Here is a 13,710-nt window from a genome sequence, read left to right as displayed (position 1 = left end):
GTTGATAGGCCGGATCTGGAAGGCGGGTAACCGCTGGAGGTGACCGGTACTAATAGGCCGAGGGCTTGTCCTCAGTTGCTCGCGTCCACTGTGTTGGTTCTGAAACCACGAACAACCCCATTGCCATGGTCACGGTAGTGGTGCGGTTGATGTGTTTCATAGTGTTTCGGTGGTCATAGCGTGAGGGAAACGCCCGGTTACATTCCGAACCCGGAAGCTAAGCCTTACAGCGCCGATGGTACTGCAGGGGGGACCCTGTGGGAGAGTAGGACGCCGCCGAACAAATTTTGAAAGGGTTGGATCCTGAACTTCGGTTCGGGGTCCAACCCTTTTTTGTTGTGCGTCACTTGAAGTTCACGTTGCGCAATCACCATCCGAGCATGGGTACTGCTGCAATGCTCAGGGCCGCAGGCGTCGGACTCGGTGACGAGGTCGTCGTGCCGGCGTTCGGGAACGTGGAAGTCGCCGAGGCCGTCACCCTGGCGGGTGGCCTGCCGGTGTTCGCCGACATAGATCCGGTGACCTACTGCCTGGACGCGTCCGCTGTCGAAGCGGCCATAACTCCGCGTACCGCGGCGATAGTTGTCGTACATCGATTCGGGCGGTCCGCTGATGTGGCGCGGTTGCTCGGGGTCGGGCAGCGGCACGGGCTGCTGGTGTTGCAGCAGGGGGAGTCCGAGGCGCCGTACGACGAAGTCGCTCAGCGGCGGGAGCGGGCCGCCTATCTTGACGCGAAGTTGCGGGGGGTGCGGACTCCCGATGGTGGGGACGGGCACACCTACCAGCAGTACGTGGTGCGGGTGCCGGGGAACGGTCGGCCGGATCGGGATGCCTTCGCTCGGGCCGTGCGCGGCAAGGGAGTTGAGTGCCGGGTGCCGGTGAAGACTCCCGTGCATCGGCTGCCGGAGTTCCGGCGGTGTGTGGCTCTGCCGGAGACCGAGCGGGCCGCGGACGAGACGCTCGCGCTGCCGGTGGACGCCTCGTTGACGAAGCGAGAGATGCAGCGGATCGTTTCTGCGTGCAACGCGCTCGGGGGCCTGTTGCAGCCCGCTTTCTGATCGAGTCGGGGTCGGGAGGCGGTGGTTGGGCGCACGGGCCAGTTCGGGGTATGATTCTTTTCGTCGCCGCGAGGGAAACCTCGGGAAAGCGACAAGGCCCTCTTAGCTCAGTCGGTAGAGCGTCTCCATGGTAAGGAGAAGGTCAACGGTTCGATTCCGTTAGAGGGCTCCAGACATCAGAAGGCCCCGCCCAATTGGGCGGGGCCTTCTGCGTGTTCGGGGTCCGTCAGTCCTTCTGGAGACCCGGGACGCGCATCGCCAGGATGGCCATGTCGTCGGACGGGGCGTCGGAGGCGAAGCGTTCGACCGCGCGCATCACGCGGGCCGCGACCGCACCGGCCGTGAGGCCCGTACAGGTGGTGAGCACGTCGGTGAGGCCGTCGTCGCCCAGCATGCGGGTGCCCTCGCGGCGCTCGGTGACGCCGTCCGTGACGCACAGGAGGACGTCTCCGGGGTCGAGGGTGACCGTCTGCTCGTAGAGCTCCAGGTCGTCCATGACGCCGAGGAGGGGCTGGGGTTCGGCGGCGGGTTCGACGGTGCCGTCCTGGCGGAGGCGGAGCGGCAGGGGGTGGCCGGCGCAGACCACCTTCAGTTCGGCGCTGCCGTCCTCCTGGGGCCACAACTCGCCGTAGAGGAGCGTCAGGAAGCGGCTGCGGGCTCCCTCGTCGAGGATCGCGGAGTTGAGGCGCTCCAGGACCGCGGGGCCGCCGAAGCCCTCCCTGGCGAGCAGGCGGAGGGCGTGGCGGGCCAGGCCCGTGACCGCGGCGGCCTCGGGGCCCGTGCCGCAGACGTCGCCGATGGCGAAGCCGTAGACGCCGTCCCGGATGGGGAAGAGGTCGTAGAAGTCGCCGCCGACTTCGTTGCCCTCGCCGGCCGCGCGGTAGATGACCTCGACCTCCACGCCCTCGATGTGCGGGAGGTCGGGGGGCAGGAGGCTGCGCTGGAGGGACTGGCTGATGGCCGTGCGCTCCGAGTACAGGCGGGCGTTGTCGAGGGCCAGGGCGGCTCGGCGGCTCAAGTCCTCGGCCAGTTCCAGGATTTCCTGGCGGAAGTGTTCGTCGGTGGGCTTGCCGAGGGTGAGCATGCCGATGACGCGGTTGCGGGCGACCAGGGGGAGGACGACCGTCTCGCCGCCGACCGCGGACGCGGTGGCGAGGGTCGGGCCGATGCCCGAGCTGACGCGGCGGGTCGGTTCGCCGAGGCCGAGGCTGCGCATGGAGGTGCGCAGGGCGGCCTGGTGGGCGGCCTCGGCGGGGGCGGCCCAGACGCGTGCGCCGGGGGTGGGGACCGGGTCCGGGGGCGCGATCTTCGAGAGCAACGACTTGATGCCGTCGATGAGTTCCTCGTCCTCGTGGAGGACGTAACTGAGGTACGGGTCCGAGGACTGGTCGGCGATCGTGTAGACCGCGCACCAGGTGGCGAGGGTCGGGACCGTCATCTGGGCCATCAGGGCGAGGGTCTGGTCGCGGTCCAGGGTGCCCGCGAGGAGGTCGGAGGCCTCGACCAGGAAGCTGAGCGAGCCGCGGCGCAGGCGTTCCAGTTCGCCCAGGCGGGCCGACTCGACGGCCAAGGCGATGCGGTCCGCGGCGAATTGAAGCCGTAGGGCTTCTTCGTTCGAGTATCTGTTGGGGGCCTCGGCGGCGACTCCCAGGGAGCCGGTGAGTCGGCCCTCCACCTTCAGGGGGACGGTGACGACCGAGCGCATTCCGGTGCCGCTGAGGAGGGGTACGGCGCCCGGGACGGACTGGAGGTCCTCATGGACGGCCGGCATGCGGGCGGAGCCGTAGCGGCCGGGGCCCGCCTCGACGGGTACGCGTGCGAAGCGCTGGCGGGCGGAGGGCAGGCCGGTGGAGGCGCGGACCTCCAGCTCCGTCTCGTCATCGGTCGCGAGGAGGAGGAAGGCGGAGTCTCCGTCGAGCATGTCGCGGGCGCGCTCGACCGTGCGCTGGAGGAGGCCGTCGAGGTCGTCCGGCGCGGGGGAGCCGATGAACACCTCGAAGGGGTCGGTGTTCTGGCCGTCCGCCGTGGACGCCGCGTCGGGGGCGGGGCCGCGCAGGGGGGTCTGGAGAACCGCGCGTTCGTGGTCCCTCACCAGGAGGCACACGGTTGACGGCTCGCCGTCCGTGTCGCGGACGCGGAGGTGGGAGGCGTAGATCGGGGTCACGCGGCCGTCGGCGCCGCGGATGCCGTAGGTGCCCTCCCAGCGGGAGAGGCGGAGGGCTTCGGCGATGCCGGTGCTGGTGCCCGGGGTGTGCGGCCAGGCGGCGAGGTCGGTGAGGGGCTTGCCGGTGACCTGCTCGGCGGCGTAGCCGAAGAGTTCCTCGGCGTCCTCGTTCCAGGACGTGATGGAGCCCGTGCGGTCGATCTGGACGACCGCGACGCGGACCCTGCCGTCGGCGAGGGGGAGCAGGGCGGCCGGGAGGGACGGGCCGGCCGCGCGGGTGCCCACCGGGCGGGCGGGCAGGTCGAGTTGGAACCAGACGAGCTTCTGCGTGGGCGTGTAGTCGACGCCCCAGCGGCTGGCCAGGGCCGCGCACAGCTGGAGGCCGCGGCCGCCCTCGCGGTCGGGGCTGCTCATGGAGATCGCGGCCCCCTGGAGGGGGATCTCGCGCTCGGGATAGTGGTCGGCGACCTCGATCCTCACGCCGTCGTCACTCCGTAGGCACAGGACATCCGCGGCTGTGCCCGCGTGCACCACGGCGTTGGTCACCAGCTCGCTGGTGAGGACCACGGCGTCGTCGACGATGTCGGCGAAGCCCCAGCCCTGGAGGGTGTCGCGGACGAAGGACCGCGCGGTGGCGACCGATCGTCCGACGGGGTCGAAGCTGGCGGCCGCGCGCGCGGTGATCACAGAACTCCTCGGCCTGTTGTCGGCGGGCAGGTCACCATGGCCGATCGGCGCCTGCCGGGGCACCGGCTGGTTTCCGGTCGGCGGGGGATCCTGGGGCGTTCCCCCAGGATGCAGTCCGGTGGTCATGGTGCGGTGCCCCTCCGATGCCTGCCCGCTCGTGCTCGTGCCACCGCCCAGGCCGGACGGAACCGGCGCGGCTGGACAGCCGCATGCAAGGTTACTTACCTTCACCGTCCATGCGGATGCCGGTCCGCAGTGTTTCCGTCCGGAGGGTGTGCGGACGATGTGCGAAGCTGCCGAACTGTTATGGCCTGGTTCAGGCAGGGTGAAACACTGGGCAGGATTCTGGTGGAGGTCCGGGCAGGCTGGGTGTCTTCTGTGTATGGAGGGCGCCGGGCCCTGTTGAAGCCCGGTAAACCGGGCAGGGATACGCGGCGGTAACTGATACGCCGAGCAGTGGCACACGGGCACAGCGGTAACGGTCGACCCCTTCGGGAGGGACACAGTGGAGTCTGGCGCAGCGACGCGGGCCACCAAGACGCGCGCGAAAGGCGGACAGTCCCTGAAGAACCAGCGCAAACCGCGCAACGGGACCACGGAGGTGGACGCGGCCTCCTTGGACCGGCTGCTGACGGCGCTGGTCTCCATGCGGGACGGGAACTTCCGCAAGCGGCTCACGGTGTCCGGCGACGGCGTGATGTCGGAGATCGCCGCCGTGTTCAACGAGGTGGCCGACCGCAATCTGCATCTCACGGGTGAGCTGTCCCGGGTGCGGCGCATGGTGGGGCGTGAGGGAAAACTCACTGAGCGGCTGGAGACGGGCGCCTGCGAGGGTTCCTGGGCCTCGGCCATCGATGCCTCCAACGCGCTCGTGGACGACCTCGTACGGCCCGTCTCCGAGGTCGGACGGGTGCTGTCCGCGGTGGCCGAGGGTGATCTGTCGCCGCGCATGGAGCTGCGGACGCAGGCGCCGGACGGGACCGGGCATCCGCTGCGCGGGGAGTTCCTGAAGGTCGGGCGGACCGTCAACAACCTGGTCGACCAGCTGTCGACGTTCACCGACGAGGTCACGCGCGTGGCCAGCGAGGTGGGCACCGAGGGCAAGCTCGGCGGGCAGGCACGCGTGCGTGGCATGTCCGGCTCGTGGAAGGACCTCACCGAGTCGGTCAACACGATGGCGTACCGGCTGACGGCCCAGGTGCGGGACATCGCCCTGGTGACGACGGCGGTCGCCAAGGGTGACCTGTCGCGCAAGGTCACCGTCCATGTCGCCGGCGAGATGCTGGAGCTGAAGAACACCGTCAACACGATGGTGGACCAGCTGTCGTCGTTCTCCTCCGAGGTGACGCGCGTCGCCCGCGAGGTGGGCACCGAGGGCGAGCTGGGCGGCCAGGCGCAGGTGCCGGGTGTGGCCGGTGTGTGGAAGGACCTCACCGATTCGGTGAACATCATGGCCGGCAACCTGACGGCCCAGGTGCGCGGGATCGCGCAGGTGACGACGGCGGTCGCCAACGGTGACCTGTCGCAGAAGGTGACCGTGTCGGCGCGGGGCGAGGTCGCCCAGCTCGCCGAGACGATCAACCAGATGACCGAGACGCTGCGGACGTTCGCGGACGAGGTCACGCGCGTGGCCAACGAGGTCGGCGCCGAGGGGCAGCTCGGCGGGCAGGCGAACGTGCCGGGTGCGGCGGGAACGTGGAAGGACCTCACCGATTCGGTGAACACGGTCTTCCGGAACCTGACCATCCAGGTGCGGGACATCGCCGCCGTGACGACGGCCGTGGCGAGCGGTGACCTGTCCCAGAAGGTCACCGTGAACGTGGCCGGCGAGATGCTGGAACTGAAGAACACCGTCAACGGGATGGTCGACCAGCTGTCCTCGTTCGGTGCCGAGGTCACGCGCGTGGCGCGCGAGATCGGCGTCGAGGGTGAACTGGGCGGCCAGGCCCAGGTGCCGGGCGCGGCCGGAACGTGGAAGGACCTGACGGACTCCGTCAACACGGCGTTCCGCAACCTCACCGGACAGGTGAGGAACATCGCGCAGGTGACGACGGCCGTGGCCAACGGCGACCTGTCGCAGAAGGTCACCGTCGACGTGTCCGGCGAGATGCTTCAGCTGAAGAACACCGTCAACACGATGGTGGACCAGCTGTCGTCGTTCGCCGACCAGGTGACCCGGATGGCCCGTGACGTGGGCACCGAGGGCCGGCTCGGCGGCCAGGCGCGCGTGGACGGCGTCTCGGGCACCTGGAAGGAGCTCACCGACTCCGTCAACTCGATGGCCGGGAACCTGACCTCCCAGGTGCGCAACATCGCCCAGGTGACCACGGCGGTGGCCCAGGGCGACCTGTCCCAGAAGATCGACGTGGACGCGCGCGGCGAGATCCTGGAGCTGAAGAACACCATCAACACGATGGTCGACCAGCTCTCCGCCTTCGCGGACCAGGTGACCCGGGTCGCCCGCGAGGTGGGCACGGAGGGCCGCCTGGGCGGGCAGGCGCAGGTGCCGGGCGTGGCCGGTGTGTGGCGGGACCTGACCGACTCGGTGAACGGCATGGCCGGCAACCTCACCGCCCAGGTCCGCAACATCGCCCAGGTCGCGACCGCGGTGGCCCGGGGTGACCTGTCCCAGAAGATCACCGTGGACGCGCGCGGCGAGATCCTGGAGCTGAAGAACACCCTCAACACGATGGTCGACCAGCTGTCCTCGTTCGCCGAGGAGGTCACGCGTGTGGCCCGCGAGGTGGGCACCGAGGGGCAGTTGGGCGGGCAGGCCGAGGTGCAGGGTGTCTCCGGCACCTGGAAGGACCTCACGCAGTCGGTGAACTTCATGGCGAACAACCTGACCATCCAGGTGCGCCAGATCGCCGAGGTCACGACCGCCGTCGCCAAGGGCGACCTCTCCAAGAAGATCACCGTCGACGCCAAGGGCGAGATCCTCGAACTCGTCACGACCGTCAACACGATGGTCGACCAGCTGTCGTCCTTCGCCGAGCAGGTGACCCGGGTGGCCCGCGAGGTGGGCACCGAGGGCATCCTGGGCGGTCAGGCGCACGTGCCGGGTGTCACGGGCATCTGGAAGGACCTCAGCGGCAACGTCAACCTGATGGCCAACAACCTGACCGTGCAGGTGCGGAACATCTCCCAGGTCGCCGCGGCCGTCGCCAACGGCGACCTGACCCGGACGGTGACGATCGAGGCGCGCGGCGAGGTCGCGCAGCTCGCCGACACCTTCAACACCATGGTGAAGACGCTGAGTTCGTTCGCCGACCAGGTCACCAAGGTGGCCCGCGAGGTGGGTACGGACGGCATCCTCGGCGGTCAGGCGCGCGTGCCCGGTGTGGCCGGCACGTGGAAGGACCTCACCGAGTCGGTGAACGGGATGGCGTCCAACCTGACCGGTCAGGTCCGCAACATCGCGATGGTCACCACGGCCATCGCCAAGGGCGACCTGACCAAGAAGATCGACATCGACGCCCGGGGCGAGATCCTCGAACTGAAGACCACGATCAACACGATGGTCGACCAGCTGTCGAGCTTCGCCGAAGAGGTGACCCGGGTGGCCCGCGAGGTGGGCACGGAGGGCCAGCTCGGCGGTCAGGCACGCGTGCGTGACGTCGACGGCACCTGGCGCGACCTCACCGAGTCGGTGAACGAGATGGCCGGGAACCTGACCCGGCAGGTGCGTGCCATCGCGCGCGTGGCGACCGCGGTGACCCGCGGTGACCTCAACCTGAAGATCGACGTCGACGCGGCCGGCGAGATCCAGGAACTCCAGGACTACATCAACAAGATGATCGCCAACCTGCGCGACACCACGATCGCCAACAAGGAGCAGGACTGGCTCAAGGGCAACCTCGCCCGCATCTCCGCGCTGATGCAGGGCCGGCGTGACCTGGACGACGTCGCCTCGCTGATCATGAGCGAGCTGACGCCGGTGGTCTCCGCGCAGCACGGCGCGTTCTTCCTCGCGCTGCCGCTCGCGGACGCCGAGGGCGAGGACGCGTACGAACTGCGCATGCTCGGGTCGTACGGCTACTCCATGGGCTCCATGCCGACCTCGTTCAGGCCCGGTGAGGCGCTGATCGGGACGGCCGCCCAGGAGCGGCGCACGATCCTCGTGGAGAACGCGCCCAGCGGGTACCTGAAGATCTCCTCGGGGCTCGGGGAGGCGCCGCCCGCGCAGGTGATCGTGTTGCCGGTGCTGTTCGAGGGGAAGGTGCTCGGCATCATCGAGCTGGCCTCCTTCACGCCGTTCACGCACATCCAGAAGGACTTCCTCAACCAGATCGCCGAGATGATCGCGACCAGCGTCAACACCATCTCCGTCAACACCAAGACGGAGGTGCTGCTGAAGCAGTCGCAGGAGCTGACCGAGCAACTCCGCGAGCGGTCGGCCGAGTTGGAGAACCGGCAGAAGGCACTCCAGTCGTCCAACGCCGAACTGGAGGAGAAGGCCGAGCTGTTGGCGCAGCAGAACCGCGACATCGAGGTGAAGAACACCGAGATCGAGGAGGCGCGGCAGGTCCTGGAGGAGCGTGCCGAGCAGCTCGCGGTGTCGATGCGCTACAAGAGCGAGTTCCTCGCCAACATGTCGCACGAGCTGCGCACACCGCTCAACTCGCTGCTGATCCTGGCCAAGCTGCTCGCCGACAACGCGGAGGGGAACCTCTCCCCGAAGCAGGTCGAATTCGCCGAGACCATTCACGGCGCCGGGTCCGACCTGCTCCAGCTGATCAACGACATCCTGGACCTGTCGAAGGTCGAGGCGGGCAAGATGGACGTGTCCCCGACACGCATCGCGCTCGTCCAACTCGTCGACTACGTAGAGGCCACTTTCCGCCCGCTGACCGCCGAGAAGGGCCTCGACCTGTCGGTCCGGGTGTCGCCGGAACTGCCCGCGACGCTCCACACCGACGAGCAGCGGCTGCTCCAGGTGCTGCGCAACCTGCTCTCCAACGCGGTGAAGTTCACCGACTCCGGGGCGGTCGAACTGGTCATCCGCCCGGCCGGCGCCGATGTGCCGGTGGCGATCCGGGAGCAGCTCCTGGAGGCCGGTTCGCTGCGGGACGCGGACGCCGACCTGATCGCGTTCTCGGTGACCGACACCGGCATCGGGATCGCCGGCAGCAAGATGCGGGTCATTTTCGAGGCGTTCAAGCAGGCGGACGGTACGACCAGCCGCAAGTACGGCGGTACGGGCCTCGGGCTGTCGATCTCCCGGGAGATCGCCCAGCTGCTCGGCGGTGAGATCCACGCGCAGAGCGAACCGGGCCGCGGCTCGACCTTCACGCTGTATTTGCCGCTGCACCCCAGCGAACTGCCCCCGCAGGGCTACCAGCAGCTGCCCGCGCTGGATGCGGGCGACCTGGTGGCGTCGGCGGCGGAACTCGCCGAGCTGTCGGAGCGCAACGAGGTGGGCATCGAGATGCCGGCCGAGGTGAAGTCGTACCACGAGACGCAGAACGGTGCCGCCGCGCTCTTCAGGCGCCGCCGCAGGGCCGTGGAGCAGTCCACACAGCTCGGGCAGACCGTACGCGACCAGTGGGCGTCCGAGGAGTCCGCGCCGACCTCGCGCCGGGGCATCCGCTTCGGCGGAGAGAAGGTGCTGATCGTCGACGACGACATCCGCAACGTCTTCGCGCTGACCAGTGTCCTGGAGCAGCACGGCCTGTCCGTGCTGTACGCCGAGAACGGCCGTGAGGGCATCGAGGTCCTGGAGCAGCACGACGATGTGACGGTCGTCCTGATGGACATCATGATGCCGGAGATGGACGGCTACGCGACGACGACGGCGATCCGCAGGATGCCGCAGTTCGCCGGGCTGCCGATCATCGCGCTGACCGCGAAGGCGATGAAGGGCGACCGGGAGAAGGCGATCGAGTCCGGAGCCTCGGACTACGTGACCAAGCCGGTCGATCCCGATCACCTGTTGTCGGTGATGGAGCAGTGGATGCGGCCGGAGTGACGAAAACGACCGGACCTGACGGGAAAGCGGTGGGAACACTGCGGGGAACGTTCGGTGTGCACGCGGAGTTGCTGACTCAGTGTGGCCGAAGCCGTGTAGAACCGCGGGATTCGGGGAACCTTCTGGTCTCCCGCTACGTTTCTGCTACGTGCACAGTGACATCACGGTGACAGGGTGTGGCGACAGGCGGGGTGCGGCTACCATGACCGGCACAAGGACGGGCGGCGCAAGAGAGTCGTCCCCTGGGGCGGCGCCCGGTGCACATCCGGGGCGAGGAGGGCGGGCCATGGTGCAGAAGGCCAAGATCCTCCTGGTCGATGACCGGCCGGAGAATCTGCTGGCGCTGGAGGCCATCCTCTCTGCGCTCGATCAGACACTGGTTCGGGCATCGTCCGGGGAGGAAGCGCTCAAAGCACTGCTCACGGACGACTTCGCGGTCATTCTGCTGGACGTCCAGATGCCAGGCATGGACGGTTTCGAAACCGCCGCGCACATCAAGCGACGGGAGCGGACCCGGGACATCCCGATCATCTTCCTCACCGCGATCAACCACGGCCCGCACCACACCTTCCGGGGTTACGCGGCGGGCGCGGTCGACTACATCTCCAAGCCGTTCGACCCGTGGGTGCTGCGCGCGAAGGTCTCGGTCTTCGTCGAGCTGTACATGAAGAACTGCCAGCTGCGGGAGCAGGCGGCGCTGCTGCGGCTCCAGCTGGAGGGCGGCGGCAAGCCCGCGGCCGGTGCGGCCAAGGAACCGGCCGGACTGCTCGCCGAGCTGTCGGCGCGGCTCGCTGCCGTCGAGGAGCAGGCGGAGGCGCTGTCCAAGCAGCTCGACGACGAGTCGGCGGACGCGGCGGCCGTGGCCACCGCGGCCCATCTCGAACGCAAACTCACCGGCCTGCGCAGGGCACTCGACGCCCTGGAGCCGGGCACCGGCAGCGGAGCACCACCGGTCCCGTCGCAGAACTGACGTCCACCGCGGGCGCAGTTGTGCGTGAGCGAGCGTCAGTTCCCCGCCCCGTACGGGCGACACGAACGGGTGAAGCAGTGGGCACACGTGTCCGCTGCCGTCTCCACAGGTAACCTCACACCTATGGCCTCACGTCCCTCCGCAGCCAAGAAGCAGCCCGCCAAGAGGGCTGCTCCCGCGAAGGCTCCGGCGAAGAAGGCCGCTGCGAAACGGGCCCCGGCGAAGAAGGCGGTCGCCAAGAAGACCGCCCGCCCCGCGCCCAGGCCGGCGCCCAGCCCCACCGGAGGCATCGTCCGGCTCGTGCGCGCCGTCTGGCTCGGCACCGCGCACGCCGTCGGCGCCGTGTTCCGCGGCATAGGGCAGGGGGCGAAGAACTTGGACCCGGCGCACCGCAAGGACGGCGTCGCGCTGCTGCTGTTCGGCCTCGCCCTGATCGTCGCCGCCGGCACCTGGGCCGATCTGCGCGGCCCGGTCGGCGACCTCGTCGAGATCCTGGTGACCGGCGCCTTCGGCCGTCTCGACCTGCTCGTGCCGATACTGCTCGCGGTGATCGGCGTGCGCTTCGTCCGCCACCCCGAGAAGCCCGAGGCCAACGGCCGCATCGTGATCGGCCTCTCGGCGCTCGTCATCGGCGTGCTCGGCCAGGTCCACATCGCCTGCGGCGCGCCCGCCCGCAGCGACGGCATGCAGGCGATAAGGGACGCCGGCGGCCTCATCGGCTGGGCGGTGGCGACCCCGCTGACGTACACCATGGGCGAGGTCCTCGCCGTACCCCTGCTGGTGCTGCTCACCATCTTCGGGCTGCTGGTCGTCACGGCCACGCCCGTCAACGCGATCCCGCAGCGCCTGCGGCTGCTCGGCGTGAAGCTGGGCATCGTCCACGACTTCGACCGCGAGGACGAGTTCGCCGGCGAGGACGACGAGCGCTACGACGAGCAGTGGCGCGAGGCGCTGCCCCCGCGCACCCGCAAGCGCGGGAGCACCCCCGAGGCCTACGACCCCGACAGCGCGGAGCAGGACGCCCTCACCAGGCGCCGGAGCCGCCCCCGGCGCTCCGCGGTGCCCCAGCCCGACATGAACCGCCCCATGGACGCCGTGGACGTCGCGGCGGCCGCCGCAGCGGCGCTCGACGGGGCCGTCCTGCACGGCATGCCGCCCTCGCCGGTCGTCGCCGACCTCACCCAGGGCGTACGGGTGGGAGGCGACCGCGAGGACACCACCCCGACGCCCGTCCCGGCCCCCGCCGCGCGCCCCAAGCAGGAGAAGCTCAAGGGCGAGGTCATGGACCTCACCAAGGCGCCCCCGGAGGAACCCCGCGACCTCCCGCCGCGCGCCGAGCAGCTCCAGCTCTCCGGCGACATCACGTACTCGCTGCCCTCGCTCGACCTCCTCACGCGCGGGGGCCCCGGCAAGGCACGCAGCGCCGCGAACGACGCCGTGGTCGCCTCCCTGACGAACGTCTTCTCCGAGTTCAAGGTCGACGCCGCCGTCACCGGCTTCACCCGCGGGCCGACGGTCACGCGCTACGAGGTGGAGCTCGGCCCCGCCGTCAAGGTCGAGCGGATCACCGCGCTCACCAAGAACATCGCCTACGCCGTCGCCAGCCCCGACGTGCGGATCATCAGCCCGATCCCCGGCAAGTCCGCGGTCGGCATCGAGATCCCGAACACGGACCGCGAGATGGTCAACGTCGGTGACGTGCTGCGCCTCGCGGACGCGGCCGAGGACGATCACCCGATGCTCGTGGCGCTCGGCAAGGACGTCGAGGGCGGCTACGTCATGGCCAACATGGCGAAGATGCCGCACATCCTGGTGGCCGGTGCCACCGGCTCCGGCAAGTCGTCCTGCATCAACTGCCTGATCACGTCGATCATGTGCCGTGCGACCCCCGAGGACGTCCGCATGGTCCTCGTGGACCCCAAGCGCGTCGAACTGACCGCCTACGAGGGCATCCCGCACCTGATCACACCCATCATCACCAACCCGAAGAGGGCCGCCGAGGCGCTCCAGTGGGTCGTACGCGAGATGGACCTCAGGTATGACGACCTGGCCGCCTTCGGGTACCGGCACATCGACGACTTCAACCAGGCCATCCGCGACGGCAAACTGAAGACTCCGGAAGGCAGCGAGCGGGAGCTCAAGACCTATCCCTACCTCCTGGTGATCGTCGACGAGCTGGCCGACCTGATGATGGTCGCGCCGCGGGACGTCGAGGACTCGATCGTGCGCATCACACAGCTCGCGCGCGCGGCAGGCATCCACCTGGTGCTCGCGACCCAGCGCCCGTCCGTCGACGTCGTCACCGGTCTCATCAAGGCGAACGTGCCCTCCAGGCTCGCGTTCGCGACCTCGTCCCTGGCCGACTCCCGGGTCATCCTCGACCAGCCCGGCGCCGAGAAGCTCATCGGCAAGGGTGACGGCCTGTATCTGCCGATGGGTCAGAACAAGCCCACCCGTATGCAGGGCGCCTTCGTCACCGAGGACGAGATCCACGCCGTCGTACAGCACTGCAAGGACCAGATGACGCCCGTCTTCCGGGACGACGTCACCGTGGGCACCAAGCAGAAGAAGGAGGTCGACGAGGAGATCGGCGACGACCTCGACCTGCTGTGCCAGGCGGCCGAACTGGTCGTGTCCACGCAGTTCGGGTCGACCTCGATGCTCCAGCGCAAACTGCGCGTCGGCTTCGCCAAGGCCGGGCGGCTCATGGACCTCATGGAGTCCCGGAACATCGTCGGACCCAGCGAGGGGTCCAAGGCACGTGACGTTCTTGTGAAGGCCGACGAATTGGATGGCGTGCTCGCGGTGATCCGCGGGGAGTCTGAAGGGTAGGCGTCCGCCGAAAGGATGCGACCGTGACTCA

5 protein-coding genes, 1 tRNA gene and 1 rRNA gene are annotated in these 13,710 nt (G+C 69.1%); 6 read left to right on the top strand and 1 reads right to left on the bottom strand.

Going from position 1 to position 13,710, the window contains the following annotated elements; all coding sequences use genetic code 11:
• Positions 1-165: 165 nt before the first annotated feature.
• The 3 genes from rrf to ACIRB1_RS07480 all read left to right on the top strand — a co-directional run bounded on the left by rrf (position 166) and on the right by ACIRB1_RS07480 (position 1,230).
• Positions 166-282: ribosomal RNA gene (rrf, locus tag ACIRB1_RS07490) — 5S ribosomal RNA — on the top strand.
• 113 nt (positions 283-395) lie between these two features.
• Positions 396-1,058 (top strand): DegT/DnrJ/EryC1/StrS family aminotransferase, encoded by a 663-nt coding sequence (locus tag ACIRB1_RS07485; protein ID WP_352185319.1) that lies wholly within the window; start codon positions 396-398, stop codon positions 1,056-1,058.
• A gap of 96 nt (positions 1,059-1,154) precedes the next feature.
• Positions 1,155-1,230: transfer RNA gene (locus ACIRB1_RS07480), tRNA-Thr, on the top strand.
• Between the two features lie 54 nt (positions 1,231-1,284).
• On the opposite strand, the gene ACIRB1_RS07475 is transcribed toward ACIRB1_RS07480, so the two are convergent.
• Positions 1,285-4,035 (bottom strand): SpoIIE family protein phosphatase, encoded by a 2,751-nt coding sequence (locus ACIRB1_RS07475; RefSeq protein ID WP_403464865.1) that lies wholly within the window; start codon positions 4,033-4,035, stop codon positions 1,285-1,287.
• A 379-nt stretch (positions 4,036-4,414) separates the two neighbouring features.
• Between ACIRB1_RS07475 and ACIRB1_RS07470 the strand changes: the two genes are divergently transcribed.
• The 3 genes from ACIRB1_RS07470 to ACIRB1_RS07460 all read left to right on the top strand — a co-directional run bounded on the left by ACIRB1_RS07470 (position 4,415) and on the right by ACIRB1_RS07460 (position 13,679).
• Positions 4,415-9,877 (top strand): HAMP domain-containing protein, encoded by a 5,463-nt coding sequence (locus ACIRB1_RS07470; protein WP_352185242.1) that lies wholly within the window; start codon positions 4,415-4,417, stop codon positions 9,875-9,877.
• A 286-nt stretch (positions 9,878-10,163) separates the two neighbouring features.
• Positions 10,164-10,847 carry a response regulator gene (locus ACIRB1_RS07465; protein WP_352185243.1) on the top strand — a complete coding sequence of 228 codons (684 nt, stop codon included), beginning with the start codon at positions 10,164-10,166 and terminating at the stop codon, positions 10,845-10,847.
• A 123-nt stretch (positions 10,848-10,970) separates the two neighbouring features.
• Positions 10,971-13,679 (top strand): DNA translocase FtsK, encoded by a 2,709-nt coding sequence (locus ACIRB1_RS07460; protein ID WP_352185244.1) that lies wholly within the window; start codon positions 10,971-10,973, stop codon positions 13,677-13,679.
• Positions 13,680-13,710 lie beyond the last annotated feature (31 nt).

The sequence above is a fragment of the Streptomyces sp. NPDC096013 genome, from assembly GCF_044763565.1.
GTDB lineage: Bacteria > Actinomycetota > Actinomycetes > Streptomycetales > Streptomycetaceae > Streptomyces.
This window is presented reverse-complemented; position numbering and strand designations above follow the sequence as displayed.

Bases quoted from the DNA above. Each gene is read 5' to 3' on its own strand.
- ACIRB1_RS07485 (WP_352185319.1), top strand. From the start codon at position 396: ATGCTCAGGGCCGCAGGCGTCGGACTCGGTGACGAGGTCGTCGTGCCG.
- ACIRB1_RS07475 (WP_403464865.1), bottom strand. From the start codon at position 4,035: ATGACCACCGGACTGCATCCTGGGGGAACGCCCCAGGATCCCCCGCCG.
- ACIRB1_RS07465 (WP_352185243.1), top strand. From the start codon at position 10,164: ATGGTGCAGAAGGCCAAGATCCTCCTGGTCGATGACCGGCCGGAGAAT.
- ACIRB1_RS07460 (WP_352185244.1), top strand. From the start codon at position 10,971: ATGGCCTCACGTCCCTCCGCAGCCAAGAAGCAGCCCGCCAAGAGGGCT.